The organism is Pantoea sp. B_9 (assembly GCF_008632015.1).
Taxonomy (GTDB): Bacteria; Pseudomonadota; Gammaproteobacteria; order Enterobacterales; family Enterobacteriaceae; genus Pantoea; species Pantoea dispersa.
On the sequence record NZ_VWVL01000006.1, the window covers coordinates 215,266 to 232,031 of the forward strand.

The window sequence follows — 16,766 nt, forward strand, 5'->3', positions numbered from 1 at the left end:
CCTTATTTGCCGCTCAGGCTGTTGTGGATCATGTCGAGCCAGCCAGGGATGCCGAGCTGGAAGGATTGCAGCAGTTTCACATCGAAGCCACGGAAGAAGCCGCTCAGCACAAACAGCAGGACAATCGCAGCCATCATCACTTTGGTGACTTTGTTCCAGCCGCTCTCTTCCACGCCTTTACCGATCAGAATGCCCAGCACCAGACCCGGCACGGCGTTACCCATGATCAACTGCGCCAGACCACCAAAAATGGTTGCCCAGAAGCCCGATTTCTTACCGGCATCTATCGCCGCCAGCCAGAAGATCACCGGCATCACCGTGTTCACCAGCAGATTCGCCGCCGGCACCAGCACTTTTACCGCAGTCACCTGCAGCGCAGCCGGTACGGCAGAAGCGGTACTGTTCAGGAAGGCCACCACGATCATGCCGATGATGCCGCAGGCAATCGCCATGCGTTTCGGGTTATGCAGCGTTTCCGCGACGTTGCGGTTCTTTACCATCAGTGCGGCCGCTCCCCAGTTCGGCAGAATGCGGTGATCCACATCCTGCGTGAAGGAGCCCGCGGCAACGGAGGATGCCCAGGCGTTAAAGAAGAAGCCGAGACCAAAGGAGAAGTGCGAAGCCGGATCGCCCTCGCAGGAGTTGAGCTCGCCCAGCGTACGGAAGGCACCCATCCCCTGCGTGACAGGCGCGTGGAACATGCGCGCCGCGCCCGCTCCAACGCCCACGCCGACTAATCCACCTATGATCAACGACTTAAACAAAATGATTAAAAACATAATGTTACCCTTGTTGTCGTTATTCTTACGTTGCTGTGAAGGTCACGCTCTCGGTGTCGATCACAGTGACGCTGACGGTAATTTCCAGCTCCACGCTGTAATTCCGCCGTTCACGCGCGAGGAAGAAGAACAGAAATTTCTCCTTCCGCACGCTCTCCTGCGCGCGCAGCACCCGCACATCGAGCGGTTCAATGCGCAACAGAATTTTCTGGCTGGTGCGCAGCACCTGCTGCTGCACCTTGCTGAGCGCATCGGCGAAGGCTTTTGCTTTGCTGTCGCCTTTGCCCTGCACCGTGACCTGCGTCTCATACTGTTGTTTCATGCTTAGCTGCCGTGTTTTTTATTCCAGGCCTGAACCAGACGCTCACCCAGCTCTTCTTTATCCATGAAGCCAAAACCGAGCACGGTGGCGCCTTCGTTGATGGCGGTTACCCCTTCGTCAACCGAACGCATGCCGTGTTTGGCTTTGTAGCCGTACTTGTTCTGCGCGGTGATGGCACCGGCGCCGCCGCTGCCGCAGAAGGAGATGCCGAAATCAGCGTTTTCCGCTTTCATCACGTCGCCCAGTTTCATATCCGCCGCCACGCCCGGCACCACTACTGCCCGGCCGCCGGCTTTTTCCACGCCAGCTGCCACTTTCTGCCCTTTACCCAGACGATCGCCAATCACTACCGTTACCATATTCCGTTCCTCTCTCAATTCATGCTTCGTTCGATTTCGCCACTTCGATATGCACCGACAGCAGCCAGGCTTCTTCGACAGGCAAATTGCCAAACAGATCCACCACCTGCTGCGCCAGCGCCATGGTCTCAGGCGAGATGTCCTCAAACAGTTCGGCTTCGACGTCCGGCAGCGCCTCTCCGGTGAGAGAACGTGCCGCCATGGCGCGGACATGTGAGGCCAGCATTTGCTGTTGCACCGCATTAGCTGCAATGTGGTGCGCGGCATACAGCGCCGCGATTTGATTCATCACCTTATCCGCCAGCGCCTGAATTGCCTCCGGCGTGCTCGGTTTCAGCGGGACAGCATCACTCCTCACCTTGTTACTCCTGTTTACAGCGGACAATGTCAGATAATTCGCGTTGAGAAGAAATTACGCTGTCCGCCTGGCGGTGTGGAGACGCAACATTTCCACCTCAAAGTGGAAATCCCACGGGCGACTGTGCGCCAGATCGCACGATGCACGAACTATGCGAGATTGCTCACGAAATGCGTGAAATGAGGTAAAAAGCGGGATAAAAACGGTGGAATGACGCGAAGCCGCGGCAGGAATAAGGCCAGCCTGCAGGCTGGCCCGGTTTATCAGCGGAATTTCTTATGGTTGGCGTTACGGATATCTTCCAGTTTCTTCGCTTCGGTTTTCGCCTCGTCCAGCTTGTTAGCCTGCGCCAGCTGGTCGACAACGTCGATCTGGGCAATCAGTGAGTCCAGACCGGCGTGGTAATCCTTGATCTGTGCGCTGTCAGCGCCCTGACCTTCCAGTTTTTCCGGCGTGGATTTTTTTGCATCCTGCGCAGCGGCACGCATCTTGCCCAGTGCAGCGTGCATTTCCTGCGCGTCAGAGGTTTTCTTAACGACACTCAGCCCGTCTTTCAGAGTATCCATATCCTGCTCCAGGTCAGCCGCGAACAGGCTGGCTGAAGAGAACAGCAACGACAAAGACAACACAGCAATCACATGCTTACGCATAACGTTTTCCTTTAATTATTATCAGGCGAAAAAAAAGCAGCCGCTGTGGGCTGCTTTCATCAAGCGATGTCTTTATTGTCCGGCGATTTTCATCTCCGGCAGCAGCACCGATCCGCATTGTATATTGCTGCGCGTTTCAATGTCGTTACCGACCGTTACCATATTGAGCCACATATCTTTGAGGTTGCCCGCAATTGTGATCTCGCTCACAGGGTATTGAATTTCACCGTTTTCAACCCAGAAGCCCGCCGCACCGCGCGAGTAGTCGCCGGTCATGGCGCTGACGCTGGAACCCATCATCTCGGTAACGATCAAACCGCGGCCCATCTGCTTCACCAGATCGTCAAAACTGTGGCCCTGACCGGCGATGCGCCAGTTATGAATGCCGCCCGCGTGGCCGGTGCTTTGCAGGCCGAGCTTACGCGCCGAATAGCTGGTCAGCAGCCAGTTCTGCAGCACGCCATCTTTCACGATTTCGCGCGCTTCGGTGCGTACGCCTTCGCTGTCGAACGGCGTCGAGGCCAGCCCTTTCAGCAGGTGTGGCTTCTCTTCAATCGTCAGCCACGACGGCAGAATCTGCTGGCCCAGCGCGTCGAGCAGGAAGGTGGATTTGCGGTAAACGCTGCTGCCGCTGATCATGCCCACCAGATGGCCGAACAGGCCGGTGGCCACTTCCGGCGCAAACAGCACCGGCGCTTTCATGGTCGGCAGCTTACGTGGCGAAAGACGAGCCAGCACGCGGCGCGCGCACTCCGCGCCCACCCAGTCGGCGCTTTGCAGATCGCCCATCGCGCGGCCGATGGTGTAGGCGTAGTCACGCTCCATGTCACCGTTGTGCTCAGCAATGACGCAGCTCGACAGCGAATGCCGGCTCGAGCAGTAGCTCTGCAGCATGCCGTGACTGTTACCAAAGACTTTGATACCGATGTGGCTGTTAAAGCTGCCCCCCTCGGTATTGGTGATGCGCTTATCAGCCTGCAGCGCGGCCTGCTCGGCCTGCGCGGCCAGCTCAATGGCGCGATCGGCGTCGATCTCCCACGGGTGATAGAGATCGAGATCCGGCGCCTCAAACGCCAGCAGATCGCGGTCGGCCGGCGCAGCACAGGGATCGGGCGAGGTGTAGCGCGCGATATCGATCGCCGCCTGCACGGTGCGTTTAATCGCGTCCGGGCTGAGATCGGTCGAGGAAGCACTGCCTTTGCGGTTTTGGTGATAGACGGTGATGCCAAGCGCGCCATCGCTGTTGAATTCGACGTTTTCCACTTCGCCGTAGCGGGTACTGACACCGATTCCGGTGGTTTTGGTGACCGCCACTTCTGCTCCGTCGGTGCTGGCTTGCGCCAGTTCCAGCGCCTGCGCGACAGCCTGTTCCAACACTTTACGTTGTTCTGCAACCTGAGTAGATACGTTCATCGACCTGCCGTCTAATCTTAAGTATGAATTTATTGAGTCTATCAGACTCAGAGAACAATTTCGCAGTCGCCCGATAAACTGGTAGGATTAGCCTCTTTTTTTAGGGAGCCAACAGATGACGAAGCAGCCCGAAGACTGGCTCGACGATGTGCCGGATAATCAGGAAGAAGAAGACGAAGAGATTATCTGGGTCAGTAAAAGTGAAATTAAACGCGACGCCGAGGAGCTGAAACGCCTGGGCGCCGAGTTAGTGGATTTAGGGAAAAACTCCCTGGATAAGATCCCGCTTGATGAACAGCTGCGTGACGCCATTGAACTGGCGCAGCGCATTAAGAAGGAAGGCCGCCGCCGCCAGCTGCAGCTGATTGGTAAAATGCTGCGTCAGCGCGACGAAGAACCAATCCGCCTGGCACTGGATAAGCTGAAGAACCGCCACAACCAGCAGGTTGCACTGTTCCATAAGCTGGAGCAGCTGCGCGATCGGCTGATCGAGCAGGGTGATGACGCGGTGGCGGAAGTGCTGAATCTCTATCCGCACGCCGACCGTCAGCAGCTGCGCAGTATGATCCGCAACGCTCAGAAAGAGAAAGCCGCCAGTAAGCCGCCAAAAGCCGCCCGCCAGATTTTCCAGTACCTGCGCGAGCTGGCTGAAGCGTAAGTCCACTGCGGACGGTTGCCCCGCCCTCACCCTAACCCTCTCCCGCAAGCGGGAGAGGGGATATAAAGCGCAGTGCTGAGGTAGTTGAAGCGCAGTGTTGGGGTAGCTAAAGCATTGTGCTGAGGTAGCGGAGGACGAGCGCTGAATGTGACGTCCGCACCGGACGGCTCCTTCTCCCGCTTGCGGGAGAAGGCTGGGATGAGGGCAGATCGCCTCTCGGACCAGGGCCGGCCTGAACCGGCCACGCATTACTTACCTAACCGCTCCAGCAGTTTCTGATGAATGCCGCCAAAGCCGCCGTTGCTCATCACCAGAATCGAATCACCCGGCTGCGCCGCTTTAGCCACCATCTCCACCAGCGTATCAATGTCCGCGCTCCAGTGTGCCGGCTGAATGCAGGCGTCCGCAACGTCCGCGACCTGCCATGGAATGTGGTGCGGCTGGAACAGGAATACCTCATCGGCACGCCCTAACGAAGGAGCGAGTTCGTTCTTGCTCACGCCCATCTTCATGGTATTAGAGCGCGGCTCAAGCACCGCCAGAATGCGGGCGGTGCCGCCGACTTTACTGCGCAGCGCCGCCAGCGTAGCGAGAATCGCCGTTGGGTGATGGGCAAAATCGTCATACACCTTAATCGCGTTCACTTCGCCGCGTAGCTCGAGGCGACGACGCGCGTTAATGAAGCTGTTCAGCGCCTCTCCGGCATCGCACGGCTTCACGCCAACGTGACGTGCGGCGGCAATCGCCATCAGGCCGTTGTGCATGTTGTGTTCGCCGACCAGCGCCCAGTTCACTTCCGCCACTTTCTCACCTTCGAGCCAGGCTTCCCAGCGCGAGGCATCCGGCACCAGCTTCTTCGCCTGCCAGCGACCGTTATCGCCCACGCTCTCCTGCTCGCTCCAGCAGCCCATCGCCATCACCTGCTTAATGTTGTGATCGTGTTCCGGCAGCAGGATCTTGCCCTGACCCGGCACGATGCGCACCAGATGGTGGAACTGCTTCTGGATCGCCCGCAGATCGTCGAAGATGTCGGCATGATCGAACTCAAGATTGTTGAGGATCAGGGTACGCGGGCAGTAATGTACAAACTTGGAACGCTTGTCGAAAAACGCGCAATCGTACTCATCCGCCTCAATGACGAAGAATGGACTTTTTCCTAATTTTGCCGATACGTCGAAATTACCCGGCACCCCACCAATAATAAAGCCCGGTTCCAGGCCGCAGGCCTCGAGAATCCACGCTGCCATGCCGGCTGTGGTGGTTTTGCCATGGGTACCGGCCACCGCCAGCACCCAGCGATCGCGCAGCACGAAATCGTGCAGCCATTGCGGTCCGGAGAGGTAAGGAATGTTGCGTTCCAGCACCGCTTCCACGCACGGGTTGCCGCGCGTCATGGCGTTCCCGATGATTACCAGGTCCGGTGCCGGGTCCAGCTGCGAGGCATCGTAACCTTCAGTTAATTCAATGCCTTGCTGTTGCAGCAGCGTGCTCATCGGCGGATAGACATTGGCATCTGAACCGGTCACTTCGTGTCCGAGCGAGCGGGCCAGCATCGCCAGTCCGCCCATAAAAGTGCCACAAATCCCAAGGATGTGAATGCGCATAAAAAGATCCATTACTCAAAAGTTCGGCGCACAGTGTAACGCCGAGTCCGGAGGGAAGAAACGGATTAGGACTATGGTTTTTGAAGTTCAATCGGCTAAACTGCGTACGCATACGTTGGTAGCTTGTTACAGCTGCTGCCACTCCATCGTAGATTCAGGGAATGTGTTATGAAAACGTTAGGCGAATTCATCGTCGAGAAGCAACACGACTTTCCTCACGCCACAGGTGAACTGACGGCGCTGATTTCCTCCATCAAGCTGGGCGCAAAAATCATCCACCGCGACATCAACAAAGCGGGTCTGGTGGATATTCTTGGTGCCAGCGGCGTAGAGAACGTGCAGGGTGAGCAGCAGATGAAGCTGGATCTGTTCGCTAACGAAAAGCTGAAAGCGGCACTGAAGGCGCGCGGTGTGGTCGCGGGGATTGCTTCCGAAGAAGAAGATGAGTTTGTCATCTTTGAAGGTTCGGAGAACGGTAAGTACGTAGTATTGATGGACCCGCTGGATGGTTCCTCGAACATCGACGTTAACGTTTCCGTCGGCACCATTTTCTCGATTTATCATCGTATTAGTGAGCCAGGCACGCCAATCACTGAAGCCGATTTCATGCAACCGGGCCACAAGCAGGTTGCCGCAGGTTACGTGGTGTACGGTTCCTCAACCATGATGGTGTACACCACCGGCGTGGGCGTTCATGCCTTCACTTACGATCCGTCGCTCGGTGTGTTCTGCCTGAGCCACGAACGCATGACCTTCCCGGAAAAAGGCTACACCTACTCAATCAACGAAGGGAACTACATCCGCTTCCCGCAGGGCGTGAAAAAGTATCTGAAGTTCTGCCAGGAAGAAGATGTTTCAACGAAGCGCCCTTACACCTCGCGCTACATCGGTTCGCTGGTGGCGGATTTCCACCGTAACCTGCTGAAAGGCGGCATTTATCTCTATCCCAGCACCGCCAGCCACCCGAAAGGTAAGCTGCGCCTGCTGTACGAGTGCAACCCGATGGCCTTCCTCGCCGAACAGGCGGGCGGTAAAGCCAGCGACGGTAAAAACCGTATCCTCGATATTCAGCCGGAAACGCTGCACCAGCGCTGCCCGTTCTTCTGCGGTAATGATGCGATGGTCGACGACGTTGAACGCTTTATGCGTGAGTTCCCGGACGAACATCAGGCGTAAGTAAGCGGGCATTAAAATGCCTGCGTGTGAAGCCTGTCAGTAAATGATTTTCGGTCGCCATTAATGGCGCCCCTACAGGTTGATGGCACGGTTTATGTTGGGTGCGCATTTATGCGCACCGCGTAAATTACCGCTTTATCTTCTCCCGCGTCGCCATCCATCAGGGCGAACGTAGGCAACGTTACCGGTCATCCCTGACCCCACCCTGATTATGCTGTCGCCACGCGGAACTGCGCCATGGATGCCTGCAACTGCTGCGACTGCGCTTCCAGCGACTGCGTAGCGGCGCTGGCCTGCTCCACCAGCGCAGCGTTTTGCTGTGCGGCTTCATCCATCTGCGTTACCGCCTGGTTAACCTGTTCAATACCGCGGCTCTGCTCTTCCGAGGCGATGGAGATCTCCTTCATCAGCGCAGTCACCCGCATCACTTCGCTGGAGATCTCATCCATGGTTTCGCCGGCGCGCGTGGCCATGTCGCTGCCCTCTTTGACCCGCGTCTGTGATTCGCTGATCAACTCACGAATCTCTTTGGCGGCGCTGGCGCTGCGCCCGGCCAGGGTGCGCACTTCGTTGGCAACCACGGCAAAACCGCGCCCCTGCTCACCGGCACGCGCCGCTTCCACCGAAGCGTTGAGCGCCAGGATGTTGGTCTGGAACGCAATACCGTCGATCACGCTGAGAATATCGGCGATCCGATCGGAGCTGTGGGTGATCTCACGCATCTTCTCCATCACGTAGCACACCACTTCCGCGCCGCGATCGGCGGTATCGGACACGCTACTGGCCAGCTGATTGGCCTGCTGCGCGTTGCTGGCGTTAAGCCGGACGGTAGCCGTGAGCTGCTCCATGCTGGCGGCAGTCTGCTCCAGCGAGGCCGCCGACTCTTCCGTACGCTGCGACAGATGCACCGTGCCCGCGGACAGCTCGCGGCTGCCGACGTCAATCTGCAGGCTGGCTTCACGCACCTGGCTGACCGAGTTGCGCAGCGCCAGCTGCATTCCCGTCAGCGCCTGGTTCAGACGGCCGATTTCGTTATTGGCCGCTGCAGGCAGCGGCCGCGACAAATCGCCAGCTGCAATCTGCTCCAGATGCTGGATCGCTCCGTCCAGCGGACGCAGCAGCGCGCGACGCAGCAGCAGCCAGGCCAGCGCAATCAGCAACAGGGTCAGCGCGACGGCGACGCCAATCATGATCTTCATCTGCAGTTCATTGTGCGCCGCTGCCGCCAGACGTGCGGCAGAGACTTCGTCGGCATACAGGCTGAAGTCGTTCACTGCCTTGGAATAGTTAGCCGCCAGCTGCGACAGGTTGCCTTCCAGCACCTGGTAATACTCATCGGTATACTGCTTTTGCAGCGCATCCATCATGGGTGCCATGGCGCCTTTCTGATACGCGCTGAACGCGGCCGCAACCGCATCGGCGAGACTTTTGCCCTGCGCGGTGACGGTACCGGCATCAATAAACGCGGTCAGATGGCGTTGCGAGCTGGCGACATCCGCCTGCGCCTGTTTGGTAACGGTCGCGCCCTCGTCCAGCAGGCCGATTTCGATTTTGCGCACCGCCAGCGCGGCGCTGGCGCGGGCACGCATCAGATCGGCGTTGCTCTGATACAGGCTGTTAAGTTCAATGCCCTGAATACGGTTGATGGCGTCAAGTGACTGGTTGCCGGAATTGATGGCGTAGATGCCCATACCGCTCACTGCCAGCAGCAGCAGCGTCATAAAGGCCAGAAGAGAGAGTAAAGCCGTGCGTATAGATAGCTGTGTGATCATGATAATTCCCGTGCGCTTTAAAAAAGGGAGAATCCAGTAGCCCTAAAACGGAGAGATTATCGGCAGTGACCGGGGGAAACTTTATCCTTCATTGATGGTCAACCTGATTACGATCATCTACGCTTCAGATTTCCTGAAGTTCGTAGCGCTAAAAGCAAGGAATGTAACGATGAAAAAATGGCTTCCGCTTGCCTGTCTGTTCGCGTCCAGCGTGGCAATGGCACAGCAAAACCCTATCGATCAGCAGCTCAATCAATGCCTGAATAAAGAGTCCAGCACCACCGGCATGTCGCAGTGCTACAGCACGGCCAATAAGGCGTGGGACAAAGAGATGAATGCGCAATATAGCCAGCTGATGAAGAAATTAACCGGTGAGCCCAAAGACAAACTGCGCAATGCGCAGCGCGCCTGGCTGGCCTACCGTGATAGCTGGACCGATGCCAGCCGCAGCTATTTCCTCAGCAGTCAGGGCTCCATGGCGGCGCTGTCAGTGGGCGCGCAGGGCGTCAGTCTGGTGCGCAACCAGGCGCTGATGCTGCAATCAATCAACAAAGGCAGTTGCGCCAATCCCGATGATTGTTGATAAATGGGGGCGTTAAACACGCTTAGCGCTGGCCACGGTCAGCGCGCCCATTATTCACGGAGAAACCATGGCTGCCTACGCCTCGACCCTCATTCTTATCTGCCTCGCCATCCTGAGCTACTTCGTCCACAACAGCGCCGTTACCATTTCGATTCTCATCCTGCTGGTGATTAAGCTCACGCCGCTGGCACAGTTCTTTCCCTACGTCGAAAAGCAAGGCATCCAGATTGGTATCATTATTCTCACCGTGGCCGTCATGGCACCGCTGGCAAGCGGCACGCTGCCGGCCTCGTCGCTGCTGAAATCCTTTGCTAACTGGCAATCCATTGTGGCGATTATCGTTGGCGTATTTGTTGCCTGGCTCGGCGGTCGCGGCGTCAGTTTAATGAGCGTGCAGCCGTCGGTGATTGGCGGGTTGCTGATTGGCACGGTGATTGGTGTAGCGTTCTTTCGCGGCGTGCCGGTCGGGCCGCTAATCGCCGCAGGGATTGTGTCGCTGTTTGTCACCACGAAGTAGCCTGCTGGACCATTCCGAAACGCCAAAAAGGGGGCATACTTTCAGAGTCAGTTGGCTATAATAGCCGTCACTCAACTTACGACTAATGAAGGAAAGCCAGATGAGTTTGAACCAGGTGCCTGCAGGTAAAGATCTGCCAGAAGATATCTATGTCGTCATCGAGATCCCGGCCAACGCCGATCCGATCAAATATGAAGTGGACAAAGAGTCTGGCGCCCTGTTTGTAGACCGTTTCATGTCTACCGCCATGTTCTATCCGTGCAACTACGGTTACATCAACCACACGCTGTCTCTGGATGGTGACCCGGTTGACGTACTGGTGCCAACCCCGTATCCGCTGCAGCCAGGTTCAGTGATCCGCTGCCGTCCAGTGGGCGTGCTGAAGATGACCGACGAATCAGGTGAAGATGCCAAACTGGTAGCGGTTCCGCACACCAAGCTGAGCAAAGAGTACGATCACATTAAAGATGTGAACGACCTGCCAGAACTGCTGAAAGCGCAGATCACCCACTTCTTCGAGCACTACAAAGATCTGGAAAAAGGCAAATGGGTGAAGGTTGACGGCTGGGACAACGCGGAAGCGGCTAAAGCTGAAATCATCTCCTCTTTCGAGCGCGCACAGAAGAAGTAAGTTTTCTGTCAGCGCTGTCGCATCGCTATATACGGCGATCGGCAGATAAAAAAACACCGCCCACTGGGCGGTGTTTTTATTTACGCTTCTGCGGCGTCATCGCGCCGTAACCAGTCGCCACTCGCGATGCGGGTGCGACCGGCAATCGAACGCTGATACACGTACAGCCAGGCGCTGCCATAGGGCGTCTGGATCAGCTGGCGCTTATACTCGCCGTTCTTGCTGCGCAAGGCATCCAGCTCGCCGAGGGTGCTGGCATCGATGCGATACACTTCGCAGTACACCGTGCCGTCCCCCTCAACCACGCCCGGATAGTGACCGAGATTGTAGAGCGCAAACCCTTCAATCTGATGGTCGCCGAGCCATTGCGCATTGGTCATCCAATGACTATTTCCCTGTTTGCGCCGTAAACTGCCGTAGACAATTATTCGCATTGCTAAAACTCAAACTGATAGAGCAAATCCAGTGCCTGATCGAGACCCGACACGGCTTCCAAATAGAGTTTGGGCATCAGGCGATAACGCAAAGTGAGCGTCGCCAGTGAATCAAATATGCCAACACCGTATTTTACCTGCAGACCCGGCAGCACATAACCACTCACCTGCACCTGCTGGCTGTCGCCGACACCGGTGGTATCAAGCGCAAGGTTACTGACGCCGAAGGTCTCGCCGATTTTACCCATAACCTGACCACTTTGTGCAACCCCCAGTCCAACCAGCGCCGAGGTTAAGGCGTTGCTGTCGCCATCGCTGCTGAGTCCCTGACCGCGTAACAGGTAAGACAGCGCCTCCTGCTGCGACATCGCCGGGTCGGAGAAGACCTCCACCTTCGGCTCGTCGGCCAGCCCGGTGACGCGCAGACCGGCTGTCACATCATCCTCGGTGGCTTCCGGGTTACGAATCGCCTCCAGGTTGACGTACGGCTGATCCGGCGGACCGGCGAACTGCAGCTCGCCTTTACGCACAATCAGATCCTGACCATACGCGTGGAAACGGCCGGAAGGAATATTGATTTGTCCGTTTAAGCCCAGGCCGGTTTTATCCTGCACCAGTTTGAGATCGCCGTTGAGGCGCGCTTTCAGGCCAAAGGCCGAGAGGCGCACATCGTTGCCGACGTGGATCACCAGATTGCTGTTGATTGGGATTGCGGCAGTTTTCGGCTGAATCGGCTTGAGGTTCTCATCCAGCATCACCTCATCCGACGACACGCCGGTAGCGCTCTCCGGCACTTCCTGCACCGTGATGCGCGCCCACGGAATATCAACCTTGCCGTCAAGGTTGAACGCCGCCGGTGTGGCTTCAAACGCCAGGTCCGGCGAAACGTCCATCCGCACCATCGGCGGAACGGTAACGCGAATACGGCTGCCCTGCGCAGTAACGCGCGCGCGCCAGTTATCCAGCTGGCTCCAGTCCGCGTTGCCGCCCAGATTGAGGTTACCCTGCTGCGTCTGGATCAGGCCGTTGAGCGTGGAACTCATGCCGTTAAACACCAGGTTGAGATTAGCCGAGGTGAGATCGACCGGCATAAAGCTGCCATCCACATCAACATCGCTCAGCCCCAGCTGACCAAAGATCTGCGGCTGCTGCAGCGTGCCGCCGAGACGCAGATTGCTGTTGAGGTTGCCTTTGATCTTCTCGCCCTGCATCAGCGCCGGGTTGAGCATCGCCAGTGAAATGTTGCTGATGCCGATGTTGCCTGACAGCTGGCGGCGATTCTCCGGATCGGCGATCTGCACGTTGCCGCTCAGCTGACCGTTATTCACGATGTGAATCAGCCAGTCGAGCTGCGCGCGTCCGTTACGCAGCGCCGCATTCAGGTTGAGCGTGTCGAAGGCGATCGGCAGGTTATTCCCCTGCACATCCTGCACCACTTTTACGCCGTTTCCTTTAAGCGACACCGTGCCGGTCGGCAGCGCGCCGTCGGCGGTCCAGTTCACGCGCGCATCACCGCTGAACACGCCGTTCAGCTGGGTGGCATCGGTGAGGAACGGCTTGATCATCGCCAGATCGAAGCGGTTCAGCACCACATGCGCATGGCCGCTGGCTCCGGCCTCGATCGGCTCTGGCACGCACAGCTGCGCGTTAGGGTTTTGCCAGCAGTGCGGCCCGATGGTGGCGCTCTGTTTGCTGTTCAGGTAGTCAATCGTCATCGCGCGCGTCAGGCGCCATTCGCCCACCGGCGTGTCAAAACGCGTATTGTTGAGATTGCCCTGCCAGCGCTGCGTCTGGCGGTCAAAGCTGCCGTTGAGCGCCAGCTGGCCGGAGACCGGCTCGCCCTGCACGTTGAGTTTCAGCTGGTGCTGCTTCTCGTTACCGTCGGCGTTGAGCGTCAGCAGGCCGATCTTAAACGCGTCCTGCTGTAGCTGCTCTACGCGCAGCTGCAGTTTACCGGCGACCTGATCGCTGGATTTCACATCGCTCTGCAGCGTAACACGGCGGATCTGCAACTGCTGCCAGCGCAGGCCGCTGGCGGTAAGATCGGCCAGCAGCTGGGGCGCCTGCAGCGTACCGCGCGCCTTTATAGTGCCTTTGGCTACGCCGCCGAGGCCCGGCAGCGCGTTATCCAGATGCGGCGCATCGACACTGGCGTCGAGATTTAGCGCGTCGCCCAGTTCGCCCTTCACGTCGAGATGGTTGCGCCCCAGCGCGATGTCAATGCCGGGGATTTTCCACTGGTTGTAACTGTTGCCGGTCAGCGAGCCTTCGGCGCTCACCGCGTTCTGTTTCACATTGCCCTTCAGCGCCAGCTGCGGCACGCTGAGCTGCCAGCTACCGCCGTACAGGCTACCGCGCGTGGTGATTTTACCGTCGAGCTTCGCCGGCCAGTCAGGATACTGTTTAGCTGTATTGATGCCCGCCAGCGTCAGTTCGCTACGCCAGCTGATGGCTTTGCTCCAGTCCACCAGCGCGCTGAGGTCAATGTTGCCCTGCAGCGCCGCCACGCGCAGTTTATCCAGGCTGAACTGCTGCACGTTGCCTTTACCGTCCAGCGTAATGGTGGCCGGCGGCATCGCTTCGCCCTTCACCGCAGTGCGCAGCGACATCACGTAGTCGGTGGCTTTACCGCTGAACTGGTAGTCGAGATTATCCGCCTGATACTGCACCGGACCGGTCAGCGGCCAGCGCAGCTGCGGGCTGGTGAGTTTGAGCGATAGCGGCAGACCGGCAACCGCCGGCTGTGCGGCGGCGTCCAGCTGGGCACGCACCGGCCCAGAGAGGTTCAGGCCCAGCTTCAGCTCGTCGCGCATCGCCCCGGCGAGGTTCAGTTTGATCTTCTCGCCTTTAATCGGATCGAGATTCAGCGCGCCGTTGAGCACAAAATTGACCGGCCAGTTATCCGCCAGCCGGGCATCGCCGCTGGCGTTGATCTGTCCCTGCGGCGAGTCGACGTCAAAGGTCTCCAGCTGCACATGCCGGTCGGTAGTTTTGGCTTTCAGCAGCAGACGCGTAATCGCCACGTCCGTATCGCCGGTGATGCGCAACTGCTCACCCAACAGCTGCTGCACGTCGATGTCGAGCGGCAGCTGGAAATCCGGCAGTGCCGGCAGCAGCGGCTCGGCAAACATCGCCTGCAGCGTTTCGCCCAGCGGTTTCTCATCCGGCTGCGGCTGCTGCACTTTAGGCTGCACCACCTGTTCCTCCGCCACTTTCGCCGCCTTCGGCAGCGCGATCAGCAGGCTCTGGATATGGGTGGTGTTGAGCGTCAGCGCGCGATCCTGCCACTGCAGGCCACTGGTGAAGTCGAGCAGCGAAATGGCGGTGTCATCGACTTTGACGTTGATGTTATGCAGGCTGACCCGGCTCAGGGTAATCGGGTATGGCGTGCTGAGATTGCTGCTGCCGCTCTCCTCTTCCGGCGGCGGCGCACTGGCGGGCGTCATTTTTTTGCTGTCGACCACCACGCTGACATCCTGCAGCGCGATATCGTTCACGCACACCGAGGAGTGCAGCAGGCAGTTGAGGTTGAGCGCCAGATGGAAGCGCCCGGCATCCACGCTGACGCCCGGCATCTGGTACTTCACGCCGCTCAGCGTCAGATCGCGCCAGCCGCCTTCCACCTTGTTAATCGACAGGCCCGGCACCCAGCGATCGGCACCTTTAAACAACAGATGCAATCCGGGCGTGGTGCCCACCAGAAACGCCACGCTGGCCAACAGCACCAGCAGGAAAATACCGATACCGATCAGGACCTTTTTCCACAGCTTCATAGTTCAGGCCCCAGTCCTACATAAAATTGCAATCCATGCTCCTTGTCGTCACCAATCGGGCGCGCGATATCAAACTTGATCGGCCCTACCGGAGAAGACCAGCGCACGCCGAAGCCTGCACCGGTTTTAACATTACTCTGCTTGATGTCGTTGACCGCTTCACCGGAGTCGACGAATACCGCGCCCCACCATTTGCCAGAAACATTGTATTGATACTCAAGCGAGCCGGTGGCCAGCTTTGAAGCACCGGTCAGTTTGCCTTCGTCATCGCGCGGCGAGATATCTTTGTATTTGTAACCGCGAATGCTGCGGTCACCGCCGGCGAAGAAGCGCAGATCGGGCGGGACTTTTTCAAAGTCGTTGGTTTCAATCCAGCCAAGGTTACCGCGCGCCACAAAGCGATGCTTCTCGCCCAGCGTGCGGATCCACACGTTCTGCGCCTGCAGGATCAGGAAGTCGACGTCCGAGCCCCAGGTGGTGTCCGACACGTCTACCGAATAGCGCTGTGAATCGCCCCAGGTCGGCATCAGGCCGCCGCGCGAACGGGTGCGGTTCAGGCTGACGCCCGGATAGAGCAGCATGGTGGTGTTGGTGACGCTGCCCTGAGTAAAGTGGTCGAGACTCCAGCGCAGGTTAACCGCGCGCTGCCAGCCGGAGCTGCTGTCCCAGTTACGCGACATCGCCAGCGTGGTGGTGTCCGATTTGGTGTCGTTGAGATCGGTGCGTTTCAGGCCGCCGGAGAAGGTGTAGTACTGCTCCAGCGGACTTTTCAGCAGCGGCACTTTATAGCTGAGATCAAGCTGCTGCTCCGGCGCGGAGATATAGGCGCTGGAGGTCAGGCTGTGGCCGCTGTCGTTGATCCACGGCTTTTTCCACGTGCCTTTCAGCCGCGGTCCGACGTCCGTCGAGTAACCGACACCGGCTTCGATGGTGTTCTCCACGCGCGGCGACACGGCGGCGCTGAGCGGCAGCACTTTGGTCTGGCGCCCTTTATCGAACTCGGGTGCCACGACGACAGAATTAAACCAGCCGGTGGCGGAGAGGCGACGATTGAGTTCGGCCAAATCGCGTGAGCTGTAGGGATCGCCCTTTTTGAACGGCACCAGGTTGCGCAGATAGGCTTCATTGATTTGCGAGCCTTCAAAGCTGACATCGCCGAAGCGATAGCGCGGGCCGCTGTCGTAGTCGATATCCCAGAACGCTAAGCGCCGTTCTACCGAGACACCAAGCTGGCTCTGCTTAAAGTCACCGTCGAAGTAACCATTACGCAGCGCCAGGCTGGAGAAGCCGTTTTTGAATTTATCGTAGTCGCCGTGATTGAGCTGGCTGCCGACTTTCGGCCTGCCCTGCTTCACCCACGCCTGATAATCAGGATCGTCTTTTGCGGCGCCTTCCACCACGATGGTGCTGCCGCCAATCTTCACCGGCTCACCGGCGGTGACGCGGGCAATCAGCACCGGACGGCCCCCCTGCGGCGGTGCCGGGCGTGATTCAAAGTCGATCTGCGGCTCGTAATAGCCCAGCGCGCGCAGGCCTTCTTTGATCGCGGCAGCCACGCGCGCCTGGAAACGGCCGTCGTTCGACACCTCGTCACTGCCGATAGTGGACAAGCGCGCCCTGACGTTTTTCTGTAACTCCCCGGTCAGGCCTTCCAGCTGCAGTCGCACTTTGGCTGCCTCAACAGCAGGTGCGGCAAGCAGCAGACTGGCCAAGCAATAAGCATGAAATCGCGGCACG

The 16,766-nt window shown here is 58.3% G+C and carries 16 protein-coding genes; 5 read left to right on the plus strand and 11 right to left on the minus strand.

The annotated features are described in order from the left end of the window. Positions 1-2: 2 nt before the first annotated feature. The 6 genes from F3I21_RS18015 to pmbA all read right to left on the minus strand — a co-directional run bounded on the left by F3I21_RS18015 (position 3) and on the right by pmbA (position 3,881). Complete coding sequence (locus F3I21_RS18015) at positions 3-779, minus strand: DUF4311 domain-containing protein (protein ID WP_021509725.1); 777 nt, start codon at positions 777-779, stop codon at positions 3-5. Positions 780-804: 25 nt separating this feature from the next. Beyond that, positions 805-1,101, minus strand: coding sequence for a DUF4312 family protein (locus F3I21_RS18020; protein WP_021509726.1), 297 nt, complete (start codon positions 1,099-1,101; stop codon positions 805-807). Positions 1,102-1,103: 2 nt separating this feature from the next. Next, positions 1,104-1,460, minus strand: coding sequence for an SFCGS family glycine-rich protein (locus F3I21_RS18025; RefSeq protein WP_021509727.1), 357 nt, complete (start codon positions 1,458-1,460; stop codon positions 1,104-1,106). A gap of 19 nt (positions 1,461-1,479) precedes the next feature. Further along, complete coding sequence (locus tag F3I21_RS18030; RefSeq protein ID WP_010617110.1) at positions 1,480-1,818, minus strand: glycine dehydrogenase; 339 nt, start codon at positions 1,816-1,818, stop codon at positions 1,480-1,482. Positions 1,819-2,081: 263 nt separating this feature from the next. Further along, entirely contained in the window at positions 2,082-2,468 is a 387-nt protein-coding gene (gene cybC, locus F3I21_RS18035) for a cytochrome b562 (protein ID WP_104093859.1), read from the minus strand. A gap of 72 nt (positions 2,469-2,540) precedes the next feature. Continuing rightward, a complete protein-coding gene (gene pmbA, locus F3I21_RS18040; RefSeq protein WP_150059479.1) occupies positions 2,541-3,881 on the minus strand; it encodes a metalloprotease PmbA in 1,341 nt (446 codons plus the stop codon). A gap of 115 nt (positions 3,882-3,996) precedes the next feature. Here pmbA and yjgA point away from each other — a divergent pair, with 115 nt between their 5' ends. Further along, on the plus strand, positions 3,997-4,539 hold the full coding sequence (gene yjgA / locus F3I21_RS18045) for a ribosome biogenesis factor YjgA (protein WP_058759857.1): 543 nt from the start codon (positions 3,997-3,999) through the stop codon (positions 4,537-4,539). A gap of 248 nt (positions 4,540-4,787) precedes the next feature. Here the strand turns inward: yjgA and mpl are convergent, their stop codons facing one another. After that, positions 4,788-6,143: a UDP-N-acetylmuramate:L-alanyl-gamma-D-glutamyl-meso-diaminopimelate ligase gene (gene mpl, locus F3I21_RS18050; protein ID WP_150059480.1), complete on the minus strand. Its 1,356-nt coding sequence runs from the start codon at positions 6,141-6,143 to the stop codon at positions 4,788-4,790. Positions 6,144-6,311: 168 nt separating this feature from the next. On the opposite strand from mpl, the gene fbp reads away from it, so the two are divergent. Next, positions 6,312-7,319: a class 1 fructose-bisphosphatase gene (gene fbp / locus F3I21_RS18055; protein ID WP_021509731.1), complete on the plus strand. Its 1,008-nt coding sequence runs from the start codon at positions 6,312-6,314 to the stop codon at positions 7,317-7,319. A 209-nt stretch (positions 7,320-7,528) separates the two neighbouring features. Here the strand turns inward: fbp and F3I21_RS18060 are convergent, their stop codons facing one another. Next, positions 7,529-9,088: a methyl-accepting chemotaxis protein gene (locus F3I21_RS18060; RefSeq protein ID WP_150059504.1), complete on the minus strand. Its 1,560-nt coding sequence runs from the start codon at positions 9,086-9,088 to the stop codon at positions 7,529-7,531. Positions 9,089-9,260: 172 nt separating this feature from the next. Between F3I21_RS18060 and F3I21_RS18065 the strand changes: the two genes are divergently transcribed. The 3 genes from F3I21_RS18065 (at position 9,261) to ppa (ending at position 10,822) form a co-directional block, all read left to right on the plus strand. Further along, on the plus strand, positions 9,261-9,674 hold the full coding sequence (locus F3I21_RS18065; protein WP_059012325.1) for a lysozyme inhibitor LprI family protein: 414 nt from the start codon (positions 9,261-9,263) through the stop codon (positions 9,672-9,674). A gap of 67 nt (positions 9,675-9,741) precedes the next feature. Then, positions 9,742-10,191, plus strand: coding sequence for a DUF441 domain-containing protein (locus tag F3I21_RS18070; protein ID WP_021509736.1), 450 nt, complete (start codon positions 9,742-9,744; stop codon positions 10,189-10,191). A gap of 100 nt (positions 10,192-10,291) precedes the next feature. Beyond that, complete coding sequence (gene ppa, locus F3I21_RS18075) at positions 10,292-10,822, plus strand: inorganic diphosphatase (protein WP_021509737.1); 531 nt, start codon at positions 10,292-10,294, stop codon at positions 10,820-10,822. 80 nt (positions 10,823-10,902) lie between these two features. On the opposite strand, the gene F3I21_RS18080 is transcribed toward ppa, so the two are convergent. The 3 genes from F3I21_RS18080 to F3I21_RS18090 are packed head-to-tail and all read right to left on the minus strand — an operon-like array spanning position 10,903 to position 16,765. Further along, on the minus strand, positions 10,903-11,256 hold the full coding sequence (locus F3I21_RS18080; RefSeq protein ID WP_031280151.1) for a gamma-glutamylcyclotransferase: 354 nt from the start codon (positions 11,254-11,256) through the stop codon (positions 10,903-10,905). 2 nt (positions 11,257-11,258) lie between these two features. Then, positions 11,259-15,029, minus strand: a complete 3,771-nt coding sequence (locus tag F3I21_RS18085; protein WP_150059481.1) for a translocation/assembly module TamB domain-containing protein — start codon at positions 15,027-15,029, stop codon at positions 11,259-11,261. Continuing rightward, positions 15,026-16,765, minus strand: a complete 1,740-nt coding sequence (locus tag F3I21_RS18090; RefSeq protein ID WP_031280152.1) for an autotransporter assembly complex family protein — start codon at positions 16,763-16,765, stop codon at positions 15,026-15,028. The genes F3I21_RS18085 and F3I21_RS18090 overlap by 4 nt, the downstream gene beginning before the upstream one ends. Position 16,766: the final 1 nt, after the last annotated feature.